The sequence below is a fragment of the Nonomuraea sp. NPDC052265 genome (assembly GCF_044547985.1).
In the GTDB taxonomy this organism is placed as follows: domain Bacteria; phylum Actinomycetota; class Actinomycetes; order Streptosporangiales; family Streptosporangiaceae; genus Nonomuraea.
In genome coordinates this window covers 238,691-255,041 of record NZ_JBIUBJ010000001.1, presented here as the reverse complement: position 1 = coordinate 255,041, position 16,351 = coordinate 238,691, and the positions used below count along the sequence as shown (strand labels likewise).

16 protein-coding genes are annotated in these 16,351 nt (G+C 70.4%); 8 read left to right on the top strand and 8 right to left on the bottom strand.

All coding sequences use genetic code 11. The annotated features are described in order from the left end of the window. Positions 1 to 15 precede the first annotated feature (15 nt). A complete protein-coding gene (locus ACIHAD_RS01230; RefSeq protein WP_397352299.1) occupies positions 16 to 624 on the top strand; it encodes a DNA-binding response regulator in 609 nt (202 codons plus the stop codon). Here the strand turns inward: ACIHAD_RS01230 and ACIHAD_RS01225 are convergent. After that, positions 565 to 2,649 (bottom strand): histidine kinase, encoded by a 2,085-nt coding sequence (locus ACIHAD_RS01225; RefSeq protein ID WP_397352298.1) that lies wholly within the window; start codon positions 2,647 to 2,649, stop codon positions 565 to 567. The two genes, ACIHAD_RS01230 and ACIHAD_RS01225, sit on opposite strands and share 60 nt — an antisense overlap. A 10-nt stretch (positions 2,650 to 2,659) precedes the next feature. Further along, entirely contained in the window at positions 2,660 to 3,454 is a 795-nt protein-coding gene (locus tag ACIHAD_RS01220; protein ID WP_397352297.1) for a universal stress protein, read from the bottom strand. 79 nt (positions 3,455 to 3,533) lie between these two features. On the opposite strand from ACIHAD_RS01220, the gene ACIHAD_RS01215 reads away from it, so the two are divergent. Both ACIHAD_RS01215 and ACIHAD_RS01210 read left to right on the top strand, forming a co-directional pair. After that, positions 3,534 to 3,836, top strand: coding sequence for a hypothetical protein (locus ACIHAD_RS01215; protein WP_397352296.1), 303 nt, complete (start codon positions 3,534 to 3,536; stop codon positions 3,834 to 3,836). 86 nt (positions 3,837 to 3,922) lie between these two features. Continuing rightward, positions 3,923 to 4,471, top strand: coding sequence for a phosphatase PAP2 family protein (locus tag ACIHAD_RS01210; RefSeq protein WP_397352295.1), 549 nt, complete (start codon positions 3,923 to 3,925; stop codon positions 4,469 to 4,471). Here ACIHAD_RS01210 and pip read toward each other — a convergent pair. Beyond that, positions 4,437 to 5,396, bottom strand: coding sequence for a prolyl aminopeptidase (gene pip, locus ACIHAD_RS01205; protein WP_397352293.1), 960 nt, complete (start codon positions 5,394 to 5,396; stop codon positions 4,437 to 4,439). The two genes, ACIHAD_RS01210 and pip, sit on opposite strands and share 35 nt — an antisense overlap. Before the next feature lie 66 nt (positions 5,397 to 5,462). Here pip and ACIHAD_RS01200 point away from each other — a divergent pair, with 66 nt between their 5' ends. Then, positions 5,463 to 6,380, top strand: a complete 918-nt coding sequence (locus ACIHAD_RS01200) for a threonine/serine dehydratase (protein WP_397352292.1) — start codon at positions 5,463 to 5,465, stop codon at positions 6,378 to 6,380. Here the strand turns inward: ACIHAD_RS01200 and ACIHAD_RS01195 are convergent. The 5 genes from ACIHAD_RS01195 to ACIHAD_RS01175 all read right to left on the bottom strand — a co-directional run bounded on the left by ACIHAD_RS01195 (position 6,371) and on the right by ACIHAD_RS01175 (position 9,520). Continuing rightward, a complete protein-coding gene (locus ACIHAD_RS01195; RefSeq protein ID WP_397352291.1) occupies positions 6,371 to 6,949 on the bottom strand; it encodes a hypothetical protein in 579 nt (192 codons plus the stop codon). The genes ACIHAD_RS01200 and ACIHAD_RS01195 overlap by 10 nt on opposite strands. Before the next feature lie 124 nt (positions 6,950 to 7,073). Beyond that, positions 7,074 to 7,493 carry a large conductance mechanosensitive channel protein MscL gene (gene mscL / locus ACIHAD_RS01190; RefSeq protein WP_397352290.1) on the bottom strand — a complete coding sequence of 140 codons (420 nt, stop codon included), beginning with the start codon at positions 7,491 to 7,493 and terminating at the stop codon, positions 7,074 to 7,076. Positions 7,494 to 7,572: 79 nt separating this feature from the next. Beyond that, positions 7,573 to 7,788 carry a DUF397 domain-containing protein gene (locus ACIHAD_RS01185; protein WP_397352289.1) on the bottom strand — a complete coding sequence of 72 codons (216 nt, stop codon included), beginning with the start codon at positions 7,786 to 7,788 and terminating at the stop codon, positions 7,573 to 7,575. A gap of 160 nt (positions 7,789 to 7,948) precedes the next feature. After that, a complete protein-coding gene (locus tag ACIHAD_RS01180) occupies positions 7,949 to 8,149 on the bottom strand; it encodes a DUF397 domain-containing protein (RefSeq protein WP_397352288.1) in 201 nt (66 codons plus the stop codon). A gap of 531 nt (positions 8,150 to 8,680) precedes the next feature. After that, the gene (locus ACIHAD_RS01175; RefSeq protein ID WP_397352287.1) at positions 8,681 to 9,520 is read right to left on the bottom strand and encodes a helix-turn-helix domain-containing protein; all 840 of its coding nucleotides are present in this window, start codon (positions 9,518 to 9,520) and stop codon (positions 8,681 to 8,683) included. A 344-nt stretch (positions 9,521 to 9,864) separates the two neighbouring features. Between ACIHAD_RS01175 and ACIHAD_RS01170 the strand changes: the two genes are divergently transcribed. From ACIHAD_RS01170 to treZ, 4 genes are all read left to right on the top strand, one after another. Next, positions 9,865 to 10,086, top strand: coding sequence for a hypothetical protein (locus ACIHAD_RS01170; RefSeq protein WP_397352286.1), 222 nt, complete (start codon positions 9,865 to 9,867; stop codon positions 10,084 to 10,086). A 261-nt stretch (positions 10,087 to 10,347) separates the two neighbouring features. Beyond that, positions 10,348 to 12,441, top strand: coding sequence for a glycogen debranching protein GlgX (gene glgX / locus ACIHAD_RS01165; protein ID WP_397352285.1), 2,094 nt, complete (start codon positions 10,348 to 10,350; stop codon positions 12,439 to 12,441). Then, a complete protein-coding gene (gene treY / locus ACIHAD_RS01160) occupies positions 12,434 to 14,584 on the top strand; it encodes a malto-oligosyltrehalose synthase (RefSeq protein ID WP_397352284.1) in 2,151 nt (716 codons plus the stop codon). The genes glgX and treY overlap by 8 nt, the downstream gene beginning before the upstream one ends. Continuing rightward, positions 14,574 to 16,286, top strand: coding sequence for a malto-oligosyltrehalose trehalohydrolase (gene treZ, locus ACIHAD_RS01155; RefSeq protein WP_397352283.1), 1,713 nt, complete (start codon positions 14,574 to 14,576; stop codon positions 16,284 to 16,286). The genes treY and treZ overlap by 11 nt, the downstream gene beginning before the upstream one ends. Positions 16,287 to 16,351 lie beyond the last annotated feature (65 nt).

Below are 16,351 nucleotides of genomic sequence, written 5' to 3'. Positions count from 1 at the left end.
GATAGACATGTCTCCGTGATTCGCGTACTTCTGGCCGAGGATCAGGCCGTGATCAGGCACGCGCTCGCGACCCTGCTGGGACTGGAGGCCGACTTCGAGATCGTGGCCGCGGTCGAGTCAGGGGACGCGGCCGTGGCCGCCGCCGCCGCGCACCGGCCGGACGTGGCCGTCCTGGACATCGACATGCCCGGCACCCTCGACGGGCTGGCCGCCGCCGCGGAGATCCGGGCCAGGGTGCCGTCGTGCCGCACGCTCATGCTCACCGCGTACGGCAAGCCCGGCCACCTCAAGCGGGCCCTGGCCGCCCAGGTGGACGGCTTCCTGCTGAAGACGGCGCCGCCGGAGGACCTGGTCTCGGCGATCAGGGAGGTGACGCGGGGCGGCCGGGTGCTCGACCCCTCGCTCGCCGTCACCGCCTGGGACCTGGCCGACAACCCGCTCACGCCGCGCGAGGCCGACGTGCTGCGCCTGGTCGCGGGCGGCGCGGAGGCCACCGACATCGCCCAGCGGCTGCACCTGACCGCCGGGACCGTGCGCAACTACCTGACGGCCATCGTGGCCAAGCTAAACGCGCGCAACCGCACCGACGCCGTGCGCATCGCCACCGAGGCCGGCTGGATCTAGCGGAGCGCGCGCGTCGAGCCGGAACCAGCCGTCTCCGGCGGCGGTGGTGAGCCGGCCGCCCAGCGTGGCCAGGCGGGTGGTGAGGTTGCCCAGGCCCGACGAGCCGCGACGGGGAGCCGCCGTGGCCGCGCCGTCGTTGCGGACGATCAGCCCGACCTCGTCGCCGGCGGCGGAGGTGGAGATCACGCAGGCGCGGGCGGCGCTGTGGCGCAGGACGTTCGTCACGGCCTCGCGCAGGACGGCGCTGAGCACGGTCTCGACCTCGGGCGTCAGCTCGGGGTGCGCGAGCCGTACGGTGACCTCGACCCCGGCCGCCGCCAGCACCTTCTTGGCCGACTCGGCCTCGGCGGCGAAGGACAGCTCACGCTGCTCCCCGGTGACCGAACGCAGGTCGTGACGGGCGTGCTCGGCCATGGTGACGACGTTCTCCAGCTCCGGCACGGGGTCGGGCAGGCGGCGGGCCAGCTCGCAGGTGAGCAGGATGGCGGCCAGGCTGTGGCCGAGCAGGTCGTGCAGGTCGCGGGCGGCGCGCAGACGCTCCTCGACGACGGCCGAGCGGGCCAGGCTCTCCCTGGCGGCGTGCAGCGCCTTGGCGAGCTGGGCCAGCCGGAGGAGGCTGTAGACCACCATGCCGGTGGTGAGCGTGCTCACCGTGATGTTGACGCGGCCGGGCAGCGCGTACAGGGACGCGACCGTCCAGACCGCGGCCAGGATCGCGGCCGTCAGGGGCCAGGCCGTACGCGGGCGGAAGGCGAGCAGCACCGGACCGGCGAGGAAGCCCGCCGTCCCCAGCCAGATGGGCCCGAACATGGGGATCGGGGCGAAGGTGAGCCCCGCCATCACCCCCAGCGCCACCATGTGGCGGCCGGTGACCGACCGCAGCTGCATGACCACGATCACGGCCAGCGCCGCGACGGCGGGAGCCAGCAGGGCGGCCGGGATCTGCAGCAGCGCCTTGACGCTGAACCCGACCAGCACGGCGGCCAGCAGGACCACCGAGACGTCGGGCGGCTCGCGCCGGGCGGTCGCGGGCGGGCGGGTGGCGGGCAGCACGGCCTCGACCGTGTAGCGGGCCCGGCCGGACAGGCCGCGGGTGAGCGTGCCGCCCGCCGCCGCCACCTGGCGCGCGAGCCCGCCGAGGTCGTCGTCCTCGGCGGTGCGGCGGCCGTCGTCGGCCACCCGCAGGCGTACCTGGGCTCCTTCGGGCTCCTCCCAGGTCTCGATCACGCACACCGTGGCCGTGCCGCGGCGGGCGACGTCCGTGACCGCCTCGCGCAGCACCGAGGCGAGCAGCGCGCCCGCCGGGCCCAGCGGCTCGGTGTGGGCGGCCCGCACCTCCACGCCGACGCCCGCCGCCTCCAGCAGGGCGCGGGCGGTCGTCAGCTCGGGGGCCAGGGACATCGCGCGGTAGCTCGCCGCCGCGGCGCGGGCGTCCGCCAGCGACAGCCGCGCCGTCGTGACCACCTCGCCGAGCAGGTGCGCCGCGTTCTGCGGCGCGGCCAGCGCCCGCCGCGCGCCCGCTCCGATGGCGGCCAGGCCGCGCCCGAGGCCGTCGCTCAGCTCGGCGGCGATGCGCAGCCGCTCCTCGGCCACCGCCGCCGCGGCCAGCGCCGGACGGGTGGCCTCCATCTCGGCCACCCGCTCGACCAGCCGGTTGAGGCCGAACACCACCAGCGCCATCAGTATCGTCGTGATCGCGAGGTCCGCCGTGGAGACCGCGTCACCGGCGTACCGCCAGTGGTGGATCACGACGCCGCTGAACGCCACCGCAGGCGCGAGCGCCCACCAGCGCGTCACCAGCAGCGACCCGGCGAGGAACCCCAGGATCGCGACGGAGGCGCCCTGCCCCAGCGTCACCGCGTAGACCAGCACGGCCTGGACGGCGACCAGCCACCCCTTCCTGACCCGCAGCGTGAAGGCGCACTGCGCGGCGAACACCGCCGGCGCCCCCCAGGCACCGGCCACCACGTAGACGCCGGCCAGGGAGGCCAGCACCACGACGACGATCAATCGGGCGACACGCACGCCCAGAAGCTTAGGAGAACCCCCTCGGCAACACGGTGACCGGGCAGGACGACGACCGCAGCACCTTCATCGCCAGCTCGCCCAGGAACACCCGGTGGGGCTGGGCGTCCTCGCCCGCGGCGCACACCAGCAGCTCGCCGGGCAGCCACTCGACGTCCTTCAGCGCGGCCTGCACGTCGTGGCCCTCGGCCACCTCCGACTCGGCCTCGATGCCGGTGCTCTCCCAGGCCAGCCGTACGGCCAGGGCGAGGTCGTCGCGCAGCTTGCCCTGGTCCTCGGTGCGCAGGTCGAGAGTGATCAGCCGGAGCGGCACGTCGAGCCGCAGCGCCGCCTGAGCCACCCGCTCGACCGCCGCGTCGCACTGCGCCCGGTGGACGTAGGCCAGGGTGAGCCGGGCGGGCTCGTCGGGCGGCACGTAGCCCGAGGGCGCCAGCATCACCGCCTCCGGCGACAGGTGCAGCAGGTGGTCGGCGGTGCTGCCGACGGCGATGCGGCCGTACTGGCCGCCGCTCGCCGAGCCGACCACGATCAGGTCGGCCCTGATCCGGCTGGCCAGCACCGCCAGCCCCCGACCGGTGCCCCGGCTCTCGAACGCCATGTACTCGGCCGGGACGACGCCCAGCTCCTCACCCGCGTGCGCCAGGTTGGCCTGGGCCTCCACGGCCAGCCCCGGGCTGCCCGGGGGATAGATCGACGCCACCGTGAGCTCGCCCCCGGTGAGCCGGGTGATGGCGGCCCCGAGCGCGAGCGCGTCACGCCCACCGGGGTCGTTGCTGTAGCCGACGATCACGTGCTCTCCGATCACGTTTGCCCTCTTACCCGCTCTGAACTGGGAATACGCGGTCTCTCGCGATGCGTTTGAAACGATTGGAGGCGTAAAAACAGTGAAGATCACCCTTGACACCCGTTTCAACGGGTCCCTTGGCCCGGTCACCCTTCGTGAAGCGGTTCAGCAGCTCAAAGAGCACGACCTGACGTGCACCGTGCCCGCCGGCGTCGTCGAGCAGAAGGTCACCCTCTTCTCCGACTGCGTGGAGCGCGGTTTCACCCCGCTGCGCAGCGAGATCATGGCCGCGTACTTCGTGGCCGAGCGGGACGCCACCGCCGAGGCGTTCGACCGCGGCCTCATCACCGAAGGCGAGCTGGAGCAGAAGCGCACCCTCCTCGTACGCCAGTATCTTGCGTAAAACCCGGAATCGCCCTTTCGGTCGAAGCATTTGACGATCAAAGTTCATAAGGTCGTGTCCACTACCCGTTCACGGATTGGACACCTGTGTACCGCGACATCGTCGACTTCGCCCTGACCACGCCCGGGTGGCTGCACGCCCTCGCCGAGTTCGGCACGGACGCCGGCCTGTTCATCTTCGCGGCGCTGTTCCTCGTGTGCTGGTGGCGGGCGCGCCAGGCCCCCGCCCGCGACCTCGCGCTCGCCATCGCCGGCCCGGCCGGGGTGGTGGGCGCGTACATCGTGAGCGAGGGCGTGAAGGTGCTGGTCCGGGAGGACCGGCCGTGCCGCGGCGGGATCGCCACGATCGCGGCCTGCCCGCCCTCCACGGACTGGTCCTTCCCCAGCAACCACACCGTGATCGCCGCAGGGGCGGCGGGCACGCTCATCCTGGCCTGGCGCGCCCTGGCCTGGGTGGTGCTGCCGCTGGCCGCCCTGATGGGCTTCTCCCGGGTGTTCGTCGGCGTGCACTACCCGCACGACGTGGCCGGTGGCTTCCTCCTCGGTCTGGTGCTCGCGCCGCTGTTCGCGCTGCTGCTGGTCGGCGCGGTCACGCCCGCGGTCAGGCTGGCGCGAAGCCGTCTGTCGCCGCGATGAGCCGGTCGACGATGCCGGGCTCGGTCGCCGCGTGCCCGGCGTCGTCCACGACGTGGAAGTCGGCCTCGGGCCATGCCTTGTGCAGGTCCCAGGCGGTGGCCATGGGCGTGCAGGCGTCGTAGCGGCCCTGGATGATCACGGCCGGGATGTGCCGGACGCGGTCGACGTCCCTGATGAGCTGCTCGGGCTCGAACCAGCCGCCGTGGTGGAAGTAGTGGTTCTCGATCCTGGCGAACGACACCGCCATCTTGTCCTCGCCGAACTCCGCCACCAGGCTCGGGTCGGGCAGCAGCGTGATCGTGGCGCCCTCCCACTGGGACCACGCCTTGGCCGCCGCGAGCCGGACCGCGTCGTCGTCCCCTTCCAGCCGGGCGCGGTAGGCGGCCATGAGGTCGCCGCGCTCCTCGGCGGGGATCGGCGCCACGTACGACTCCCACAGGTCGGGGAACAGGTAGCTCGCGCCCTCCTGGTAGAACCAGCGCAGCTCGTGCGGGCGCAGCGTGAAGATGCCGCGCAGCACCAGCTCGGTCGTACGGTCGGGGTGCGTCTGCGCGTAGGCCAGCGACAGCGCGCTGCCCCACGACCCGCCGAACACCTGCCACCGCTCGATGCCCAGGTGCTCGCGCAGCCGTTCCATGTCGGCCACCAGGTTCCAGGTGGTGTTGGCGGCCAGCGACGTGCCCGGCGTGCTGGCGTGCGGCAGGCTGCGCCCGCAGTTGCGCTGGTCGAACAGGACGATCCGGTACAGGTCGGGGTTCCACTGCCGGCGGTGGTCGGCGCTGCACCCGGCGCCCGGCCCGCCGTGCAGCATGACGGCCGGCTTTCCGTCGGGGTTGCCGCAGACCTCCCAGTAGATCTGGTTGCCGTCGCCCACGTCGAGCAGGCCGGACTCGTAGGGTTCGATGGGCGGGTACAGAGTTCTCATGCCTCGCGATCCTGCCATGGAGCAGGCACTCGCCGAATTGTGCCGTTCTGAGCCTAGAGTGATCGTATGGACCTGGTGACGATCGACGACATCCGCGCGGCGGCCGGGCGGATCAAGGGGATCGCGGTGCGCACACCGCTCCTGCCGATGGGCGAGGCGTGGCTGAAGCCCGAGAGCCTGCAGCCGGTCGGCTCGTTCAAGATCCGCGGCGCCTACAACGCGCTGGCCGCCCTGCGTCCCTCCGGGGTCGTCACGCACTCCTCCGGCAACCACGGCCAGGCGCTGGCGTTCGCGGCGGCCGAGTTCGGCGTGCCGTGCGTGGTCGTCGTGCCCGAGGGCACGCCCGCGGTCAAGGCGGCGGCGATCGAGGGGTGGGGCGCCGAGCTGGTGGTCGTGCCCCCCGACCAGCGCGAGGTGACGGCCGAGCGGCTGGCGGGCGAGCGCGGCCTGACGCTGGTGCCGCCCTACGACCACCGCGCGATCATCGCCGGCCAGGGCACGATCGGCCTGGAGATCGTCGAGGACCTGCCGGACGTCGAGGCGGTGCTCGTGCCGGTCAGCGGCGGCGGGCTGGCCGCCGGCGTCGCGGCGGCGGTCAAGGCGCTGCGGCCCGACGTCCGCGTGTACGGCGTCGAGCCCGAGCTGGCCGCCGACGCCGCCGAGAGCCTGGCGGCCGGGCACGTGGTGACCTGGGAGACCACGCGCACGTTCCGGACCATCGCCGACGGACTGCGGGTGAACCGGGTCTCCGAGCTGACCTTCGCCCACCTGCGCGAGCACCTCGAAGGCATCGTCACGGTGTCGGAGGAGGAACTGCGGGCGGCGGTGCGGCACATCGCGCGCACGGCCCGGCTGGTGGCCGAGCCCAGCGGGGCGGCGACCACGGCCGCCCTGCTGTCGGGCCGCGTCCCCGCCGGGCGCACGGTGGCCGTGCTGTCCGGGGGGAACGTCGATCCGGAGCTGTTCGCCCAGGTCTACGCCTGAGCCCAGGCGTGGCGGGTGAGGAACCCGCGCTCGCCGGTGGCGTACTCGTTGAACGCCTGCCGCACCTCGTCCAGCTCGGGCACGACCGCGCGGACCATCGTGCCCTCCTTGTACTCCAGCTCGTAGCCGGGGGAGACCTGGAGGAAGTGGTGGCCGAAGTTCACCAGGGCGACGAACGGGTTCTGCGGGGACAGGGTGGCCAGGACGTCGTGGACCAGGCCGAGGTCCGGGTCGTGGACGACCATCCCGTCGCCGGTGTGGAGCTGCATGCCCTCGTACACGCCGAGCGGGGCGACGTTGTGCACCAGGTCGCGCTGGGGGTCGTAGCAGACCAGGCCGTGCGCGCGGGCGGTGGTGAACACCTGGGCCGAGGACTCGTCCATCGTGTCCAGGTCCATCGTCACCAGGACGTGTCCGGGGTACAGGGTGACCTCCCCGGGCAGCTCCTTGGCGACGTCGGGCACGTCCCCCTCGACGGGGTCGCTCCGCTTCACCGCCAGATACGTGGCCCGGGCCTGATCCCTGCTGATCGGCACGGGCTCGTCCCAGACCATCAACTCAACGCTCATCGGTCCATCTTGCCGAACGTCCACCGTGCTGGCGCGCCACTGGGGTCAAGAGTCCGTGATGTACGGTACAGCGCGATTTCTCGGACTCGGCGCGATTCCTCGGACTCAGCGCGGTTTCTCAAGCTCAGCGCGGTTTCTCGGACTCGGGCACCAGCTCCGCGGTGCAATGGGCACACCGTCTGGCCTCGGACGGGATGTCGGACAGGCACTCGGGGCACTGCTTGGTCGTCGCGGCCTTGTCCCGGTCGAACAGGTGGATCAGCCGCGTCATGGGGGCCACGACCAGCCAGTAGACGACCGCCGCGATGACCAGGAAGGTCACCAGGTGGTTGAGGAAGTCGCCGTACCTGAACTGGCTGCCGTTGATCGTGAAGGAGTACTCGGCGAAGTTCGGCTGCCGTCCGCCGGTCACCGCGCCGATGAGCGGGGTGACGAGGTCGGTGACCAGCGCCTGGACGAGCCTGCTGAAGGTCGCCCCGACGATCACGGCGACGGCCAGCTCGACGATGTTGCCACGGAGTAAGAACTTCTTGAAACCGCCCATGGAGTCGGCATATTGCCGGGGGCCGCGGCCTGAAACCCGATGGCCCCCGACAGAGCCCGATCGAGAACGTCGTGGCCGGTCAGACCTGGGGCGCGAGCCGTTCGAGATCGAAGAGGCCGCGTCGCACGCCGTCGAGGAACGCGTTCCACTCGTCGATGGTGAACGACAGGACGGCACCGCTGGCGTCCTGACTTCCCCGCACCCAGACCCGGTCGGAGAGCATGGTGACTTCGACGCATTCGCCGTTGTTGCAGCGATGCCACGCAACCTGGTCAAGGGCAGGTGGGCGTTTCATGCACTACCTCCTGGAGGTCGGCTGTAGAGGTATTGCGCCGATGTGATATTACCCCGATCGCCGACTGCCACTCGGCCGCCGTCCGTGCCCTTGGATCATCGTGGACATGAAAAAGGCGGACACCCATGGGATGTCCGCCTCAAGTGGCCGGCCGGTCGGCTCAGCCGGCCTCCCGGATCCTCCCGATGAACGCATTCCATTCGGTGGCGCTGAAGGTGAGAACGGGACTGTTCGGATTCTTGTTGTCGCGGACGCCGATGGAATCATGGGAAAAATAAGCGACCTCTACGCAGTCGCCATTGTTGCAGCGCGACGAGGCGCGCCAGCGAGGAAATGCACCAAGGTCTTGTTCGTTCGACATTGTCGCTCCCTACGGGCCATCGGCGGCGCCGGGCAGATCCGGCGTGCGCGGGCGATGTGAGCTCGGCGCTGACGGTCTCGGTGGACCGTTTCACCCGAGGCCACGACCCTACACCCGGGAGCCTCCGCCGCTGAGCAACTCGGCGGGCGCGGAACGGTTCTCCTTTCGCGAGAACCGCGGGGCCGACGGTCAAGGGACGGGGCGGCGCCGTCGCCCGGCGAAATTCCCCGGAACGGCGGCTGAGCCTTTTTCCGGGGCGCTGAGGGTTGCGGGAAAACCGGGCCGGAGGTCCATTCGGATGCCGGACGACAAGGGCGGGTGCCGGTGCTTCGCATCGGTCGCGGCCGCCGTGCCGAGAGCTCAACGCGTTTCAATCCGCAGGGGCGGGAGCGGAGTCTTTGTTGAATTTCCCCTGGAGGCTCCCTGCGGGCGGACGATATGCCTGACATTTCTGGTTTGTGAGGTGTCAAGGCGGAGCGCGCGGGCACTTGCCAAAGGCGGTTGCCGGCGGCCTCCGGGAAAAAGTGGCAACTAGGCGAATTTCCGTACCACTTCGGCCAGCTGTTTCTTCGACTCCTGCGGGCTCAGGGCCTCGGCGCGGAGGTGGTTGATCGTCTCCCTGAACGGCTCGGCCTTGTCGCCTTCGAGGTAGAAAAGGCCCATCTGATGCTCGACGAAGACGGTGTCGGCGATGCCCGACCTCTTGTCGAACTCCAGCAGCCGGAACGTGCTGTCGAACCCCATGTGGGCGCCCGCCGTGAAGGGGATCACCTGGATGGTGACCTGCGGCAGCTCCGTGACGGTGAGGAGGTGGCGCAGTTGTTCCAGCATGGTCTGCCGGCCTCCGACGTGGCGGTGCAGCGCCGACTCGTCGAGCAGGACCCAGTAGTCGGGCGGCTCCCTGCCGGCCAGCAGCTCCTGGCGCTTCATGCGGGCCAGCACCCGGTCCTGGAGGATGTCGTTGTCGATGCGCGGCAGGCAGCCCCGGATGACGGCTCGGGCGTAGTCCTCCGTCTGGAGCAGCCCGGGGATGGTGGTGATCTCGTATTCGGTGATGGCGACGCTGTTGGCCTCCAGCCCGATCATGGGCCGGAAGCTGCGGTTGTCGTAGTCCTGCCACCAGTGTTTCTGCCGGGCGTCCTTGGCGAGGGTCATCAGTTCCGAGGAGTCCTGGACGCCATAGAGCCTGCACAGATCCCGGACGTCGCGCAGACTCACCCTGCGCTGGGCCGTCTCGATGCGGCTGATCTTGGCCGGGGAGCAGAGCAGGTGTTCGGCGACCTCGGCGATGCTCAGGCCCGCCTCGTGGCGCAGTTCGCGCAGCCGCATGGCGAGTTGTCGCTGCCGGAGTGTCGGATTGGGGACGGACATCGCCACACTCCCTTCGACCGTCGCGGTCTGGTGTCCTGGAGCGTACCCCCGCTGCATTCTTTCGAAGTCGTGGGCGGTAGGTAATCGTCACCGGCACGTTCCTATGGCAAGTGCCAAATTGGGGTGGGTTTCTGGCGTTGGAGGGTAAAAATCAACCAAGCCGTAGGAGAGGGGGATGCCCTGGGCTGATCTGATCAAAACCGCCAGAGATCGAAATGCCGCGTTCATTCCCTGACGTGAAGGCTCACCAGAGGCCGCCCGTCACATAAGGCTGGGCCGATGTCGTCTCATCGGCCCAGCTCCACGATCATTCGCTCCTGCCAGAGCACAAGGATCGGTTCGCTATGAAGGGTAGCAATTCAGCCCTGCCACGGGCGGCTCCCGGCGTCCTGCGCCGGACGCTCGGCCGTCTGGCCGAGGCCCTGCTCGCCGCCCCGCTCGTCCGGGTCTACCGAACCCCCCGCTTCGACCTGTACGTCCGCTGCTCGGCCTGCGGCGGCGACGGGATCACCAGCCGGGGCGCCTGCCGGGCCTGCCGGGGATTCGGGAGGGTGCGCCTGTCCTGACCGCGGGGGGATCGGGTACGCAGCGTCGCGTCACCCGATCGCGGGTGCGGATCCGGTGCGCAGGGGCCGCGCACCGGATCCGTGAACCGCGCGACACCCTCTACCGGGCCGAACACGTGGGCCGCCTTCGACACCGCGCCGTCGGAGGCGGCTCACTCGATTTTTCGGAGTATTCCGGACGGACGCGTGGGAAGGAACAGTGTGGCCTTGTCCGGCGGAGCGGGGGAACGGAACATGGGGAGAGACCGCAAGGGAGCTTCGATGATCGAGATCTGGCCTGGAGACCCCTATCCTCTGGGGGCGACGTACGACGGCGCGGGCACGAACTTCTCGCTCTACACCGAGGTTGCCCAGGCGGTGGAGCTGTGCCTGTTCGACGAGGACAACGTCGAGTCGCGGGTGACGCTCACGGAGGTCGACGGGTTCATCTGGCACGGCTACCTGCCGGGCATCGGCCCCGGCCAGCGCTACGGCTACCGGGTGCACGGGCCGTACGAGCCGGCGCGCGGGCTGCGCTGCAACCCGAACAAGCTGCTGCTCGACCCGTACGCGATGGCGATCGAGGGCGGCGTCGACTGGCACGAGGCGGTCTACGGCTACCGGTTCGGCCAGCCGGACACGCGCAACGACGCCGACTCGTCCCCGTACGTGCCGAGGTCCATCGTGATCAACCCGTTCTTCGGGTGGGGGCACGACCGGCCGCCGGCGACGCCGTACCACGACACGGTGATCTACGAGGCGCACGTGCGCGGGCTGACCACAAGCCATCCCAAGATCCCCAAGCACCTGCGCGGCACGTACGCGGCGCTCGGCCACCCCGAGATCCTCGACCACCTCACCAAGCTGGGCGTGACGGCGCTGGAGCTGATGCCGGTGCACCAGTTCGTCACCGACCACATCCTGGAGCAGCGCGGCCTGTCCAACTACTGGGGCTACAACTCCATCGGCTTCTTCGCCCCGCACAACCGCTACTCCAGCACCGGGCAGCGCGGCGGACAGGTGCTGGAGTTCAAGGCGATGGTACGCAGTCTGCACGAGGCGGGCATCGAGGTCATCCTCGACGTCGTCTACAACCACACCGCCGAGGGCAACCACCTGGGGCCGACGCTCGGGTTCAGGGGCATCGACAACAGCAACTACTACCGCCTGGTCGAGAACGACAGGCGCTACTACGTCGACACCACCGGCACGGGCAACAGCCTGCTCATGCGCTCCCCGCACGTCCTTCAGATGATCATGGACTCGCTCCGCTACTGGGTCATCGAGATGCACGTCGACGGGTTCCGCTTCGACCTCGCCTCCACCCTCGCCCGCGAGCTGCACGAGGTCGACCGGCTGAGCGCGTTCTTCGACCTGGTGCAGCAGGACCCGGTGTTGTCGCAGGTCAAGCTCATCGCCGAGCCCTGGGACGTCGGCCCCGGCGGCTACCAGGTCGGCAACTTCCCCTCCCGCTGGACCGAGTGGAACGGCCGCTACCGCGACACGATCCGCGACCTGTGGCGCGGGCAGGCCGCCACGTTGCCGGAGTTCGGCTCCCGTTTCACCGGGTCGAGCGACCTGTACAAGGACGACAGCCGCCGCCCGGCCGCCTCGATCAACTTCGTGACCTGCCACGACGGCTTCACCCTCCAGGACCTCGTGGCGTACAACGACAAGCACAACGAGGCGAACAAGGAGGGCAACCGCGACGGCACCGACGACAACAGGTCGTGGAACTGCGGCGAGGAGGGCCCGGCGAGCCTGGCCATCGAGTCGCTGCGCGAGCAGCAGAAGCGCAACTTCCTCACCACGTTGTTCCTGTCGCAGGGCGTGCCGATGCTCTCGCACGGCGACGAGCTGGGCCGCACCCAGAAGGGCAACAACAACGGCTACTGCCAGGACAACGAGCTGACCTGGGTCGACTGGTCCGACATCCGGGAGAACTGGCTGCTGCTGGAGTTCACCCAGGAACTGGCGGCGCTGCGGAAGAAGCATCCGGTCTTCCGGCGCAGGAGGTTCTTCTACGGCAAGCCGGTACGCGGGCTGAGCGACATCGCCTGGCTCACCCCGTCCGGGGAGGAGATGACCGACAGCGACTGGAACGTCGGCTACGCCAAGTCGCTGGCCGTCTTCCTCAACGGCGACGCCATCACCGAGCCCGACCGGCGCGGCCGCCCGATCAGGGACGACTCCTTCCTGGTGCTGTTCAACGCCCACCACGACACGATCAAGTTCACGATCCCCGAGGACTACGGCGAGATGTGGCACACCGAGATCGACACCGCGATGCCCATCAGGCTCGACGTGCGGATGGTGCGCGCGGGCGAGGCGATCGAGGTCCCCGGACGCAGCGTGCGGGTGCTGCGCCGTGTCTAAGCCGGTCTCGACGTACCGGGTGCAGCTCACCCCCGACTTCGGTTTCGCGCAGGTCGCCGAGATCGCCGGTTACCTGCGCGACCTCGGCGTCAGCCACGTCTACCTGTCGCCGGTCCTCCAGGCCACGCCCGGGTCGCGGCACGGCTACGACGTCGTCGACCACTCCAGGATCAGGGAGGAGTTCGGCGGGGCCACCGGCTTCCGCGAGATGGCCCAGCAACTGGCCGCCCAGGACCTGGGCATCGTCATCGACATCGTGCCCAACCACATGAACACCATGAACGCCCAGTTCTGGTCGGTGCTCAAGGACGGGCCCGCCTCGCCGTACGCGAACTGGTTCGACATCGAGTGGGTGGACGGGAAGGTGGCGCTGCCGGTGCTCGGCGACGACACCGAGCCCGTGGTGGACGGCGACGTCCTGCGCTACCACGAGCACGCCTTCCCCCACCCCGGCCACTACCGGCTGGTCGACTGGCGCGAGGGCCCCGGCTACCGGCGCTTCTTCGACGTGTCCTCGTTGATCGGGCTGCGCGTGGAGGACCCGTCGGTCCTGTTCGCCACGCACGAGGTGATCTTCTGGCTGCTCGACGAGGGCCTGGTCGACGGGTTGCGCGTCGACCACCCCGACGGCCTGGCCGACCCCCGGGGCTACCTCGACCGGCTGCGCGAGCGGACCGGCGGCCCCTGGACGGTCGTGGAGAAGATCCTCATCGGGCCCGAGCGGCTGCAGCCCGACTGGGCCTGCGACGGCACGACCGGCTACGAGGTGCTCAACCGGATCAACGGCCTGTTCGTGGATCCTTCGGGCAAGGAGCCGCTGGTCCGGCTGTTCGGCGAGCTGACCGGGCAGCCGGAGGAGTACCGTCCGGTCATGGTTCAGGCCAAGCGCGAGGTGCTCGACCTGTTCTTCGGCGCGGAGATCGACCGGCTGGCCAGGGTCACCGGCTGCGACCCCGCCGCGGTGTCGGAGCTGCTGGCCGCGATGCCGCTCTACCGCGCCTACCTGGTGCCGGGGGAGGAGCCGCCGCCCGAGTCGGTCGAGATCGTCGAGCTGGCCGCCGCCGAGTGCTCGCCCGCCGTGCGGCCGCTCGTCCAGGAGGTTCTGTACGGTTCGGCGGAGGCGATCGTCCGTTTTCAGCAGACGTGCGGGCCGGTCATGGCCAAGGGTGTGGAGGACACCGCGCTGTACCGGTGGTATCCGCTGTCCTGTCTCAACGAGGTGGGCGGGGAGCCCGACGCGTTCGGCGTCTCGGTGGAGGAGTTCCATGACTTCTGTGGGGAGATGTCCCCGTACACGATGACGACCCTGTCCACGCACGACACCAAGCGGTCGGAGGACGTGCGCGCCCGGCTGTCGGTGTTGTCGGAGATGCCCCGGGAGTGGGCGTCCGTGGTGTCCGAATGGTCGCGGGAGCTCTCGTTCGACCCCCACCTCGACTACCTGGCCTGGCAGAACCTCATGGCGGCCTGGCCGATCTCCGCCGAACGGTTCGCCGAGTACCTGCTCAAGGCGGCTCGCGAGGCCAAGACCGCGATCTCGTGGGTGCGTCCGGACGCCGGCTACGAGCGGCGGCTGCGGGAGTTCGCGCAGGCCGCGGTCCGGTTGCCGGTGGAGGAGTTCACCGAGCGCATCGAGCCGTTCGCGATGTCGAACTCGCTCGGGGCCAAGCTGGTGCAGCTCATGATGCCCGGGGTGCCCGACGTGTACCAGGGCAACGAGACCACCGACTTCTCGCTGGTCGATCCGGACAACCGGCGGCCCGTGACGTACCCGCGCAAGCCCGAGACCTCCTGGGACGCCGCCAAGCTCCTGGTCACCACGCAGGCGTTGCGGCTGCGCAGGCGGCTGGGGGGCGCGGCGCCGTACCTGCCGCTGCGGGCGGAGGGGGAGGCGGCCGAGCACGCGATCGCCTTCGCCCGGGGCGAAGGCCCGCTGGCGGTGGCGGTCGCCACCAGGCTGCCGGTACGCCTCGCGCGCCGGTCCGCGGTCGCCGGCCGCTCGGTGTGGGGCGACACCGCATTGACGCTGCCCGGCGGATCCTGGCGCGACCTGCTCACCGGCGAGCCGCACTCGGGGACGGTTCCGCTGGCCCGGCTGCTCGATCAGTACCCCGTCTCACTCCTGGAGCGACATGATCTTTGAGGTCTGGGCACCGAAGGCCACGGCTGTCGAGGTCGACGTTCTGGACGGACGCCGGCCGATGTCCCCCGGGGAGAGAGGCTGGTGGTGGGCCGAGGTCGCCGAGGCCGGACACGGCACCAGGTACGCCTTCGTCCTCGACGGCGCCGGGCCCTACCCCGACCCGCGGTCCCGGCGGCAGCCGGAGGGGGTGTTCGGGCCGAGCGCGGTCTACGAGCACGCCCGCTTCACCTGGTCCGACCACGACTGGAAGGGCCGCGACCTGCGCGGCTCGGTGATCTACGAGCTGCACGTCGGCACGTTCACCGGCGAGGGCACGTTCGCCGCGGCGATCGAGCGGCTGGAGCACCTGGTCGAGCTCTGCGTGGACTTCGTGGAGATCATGCCGGTCGCGCCCGTCCCCGGCGGGCGCAACTGGGGCTACGACGGCGTCGACCTCTACGCGGTCAACGAGACGTACGGCGGCCCCGACGGGCTGAAGTCGTTCGTGGACGCGTGCCACCGGGCCGGGATCGGCGTCATCCTGGACGTGGTCTACAACCACCTGGGGCCGTCGGGCAACTTCCTGCACCCCTTTGGTCCGTACTTTTCCGGCTTTGCTGGTAGCTATTGGGGTGAAGCGGTCAATCTGGATGGGCCGGGGTCCGACGAGGTGCGCCGGTACTTCGTCGGCAACGCCGTCCAGTGGTTGCGCGACTACCACGTCGACGGCCTGCGGCTGGACGCCGTCCACGCGCTGCACGACAAACGCGCCCGCCACCTGCTGGCCGAGCTGTCGGAGGAGGTCGACGCGCTGGCCTGCTCGCTCGGCCGGCCGCTGTCGCTGATCGCCGAGTCCGACCTCAACGACCCGCGCATGGTCCGCCCGCTGGAGGCCGGCGGCCTGGGGATGACCGCGCAGTGGAACGACGACGTCCACCACGCCCTGCACACCGCCGTGAGCGGCGAGAGCCACGGCTACTACGAGGACTTCGCCGACCCGTCGGCGCTGGCCAGGGTGCTGACCCAAGGGGTGCTGCACGACGGCGGCTACTCCAGCTTCCGCGACCGGGCGCACGGGCAGACCTTCGCCGGCGTGCCCGGTCACCGGCTGGTCGCCTGCCTGCAGAACCACGACCAGATCGGCAACCGGCCCGGCGGCGACCGGTTGCCGGTGTCGGCGCTCAAGCTGGGGGCGGGGCTGCTGCTGACCTCGCCGTTCACGCCGATGTTGTTCATGGGGGAGGAGTGGGGGGCTCGCACGCCGTTCCTGTTCTTCTCCGACCACGTGGAGCCCGCGCTGCGGGAGAGCGAGGGGGCGCGGCGCGAGCGCGAGTTCGACGGCTTCGGGTACGCCTGGGACGCGCCCGACCCGTCCGACGAGGAGGCGTTCCTCCGTTCCAAGCTGGACTGGAGCGAGCTGAAGGAGGAGGAGAACTGGTCCCTGCTGTGCTGGTACCGGGACCTGATCGCCCTCCGCAAGGCGCTGCCGGAGCTGTCGGACCCGAGGCTGGAACGGGTTCGGGTGGAGGCGGATCCGGACGGGAAGTGGTTGATCATGTGGCGTGGGACGGTGTGCGTCAGCGTCAACTTCTCCCCGGAGACGCTGACGTTGCCTCCGGCGGGCGCGACCGTCCTCCTGGCCTCCGACGACCCGGTAGTCACCGGCCCCGACGGCCTGCGCCTCCCCGGGCAGACCCTCGCCATCTCCCGTGCCACCCCATAATCTCTCCGGTCGTTGTCCACAGGGTGGGCGTGGGCCGGTCGGGTTGTCCCCAGAACGGGGTTCGG

Coding starts and splice junctions, on each gene's coding strand:
- pip (WP_397352293.1), bottom strand. CDS start 5,396: ATGAGAACTCTGTACCCGCCCATCGAACCCTACGAGTCCGGCCTGCTC.
- ACIHAD_RS01200 (WP_397352292.1), top strand. CDS start 5,463: ATGGACCTGGTGACGATCGACGACATCCGCGCGGCGGCCGGGCGGATC.
- ACIHAD_RS01195 (WP_397352291.1), bottom strand. CDS start 6,949: ATGAGCGTTGAGTTGATGGTCTGGGACGAGCCCGTGCCGATCAGCAGG.
- mscL (WP_397352290.1), bottom strand. CDS start 7,493: ATGGGCGGTTTCAAGAAGTTCTTACTCCGTGGCAACATCGTCGAGCTG.
- ACIHAD_RS01185 (WP_397352289.1), bottom strand. CDS start 7,788: ATGAAACGCCCACCTGCCCTTGACCAGGTTGCGTGGCATCGCTGCAAC.
- ACIHAD_RS01180 (WP_397352288.1), bottom strand. CDS start 8,149: ATGTCGAACGAACAAGACCTTGGTGCATTTCCTCGCTGGCGCGCCTCG.
- ACIHAD_RS01175 (WP_397352287.1), bottom strand. CDS start 9,520: ATGTCCGTCCCCAATCCGACACTCCGGCAGCGACAACTCGCCATGCGG.
- ACIHAD_RS01170 (WP_397352286.1), top strand. CDS start 9,865: ATGAAGGGTAGCAATTCAGCCCTGCCACGGGCGGCTCCCGGCGTCCTG.
- glgX (WP_397352285.1), top strand. CDS start 10,348: ATGATCGAGATCTGGCCTGGAGACCCCTATCCTCTGGGGGCGACGTAC.
- treZ (WP_397352283.1), top strand. CDS start 14,574: ATGATCTTTGAGGTCTGGGCACCGAAGGCCACGGCTGTCGAGGTCGAC.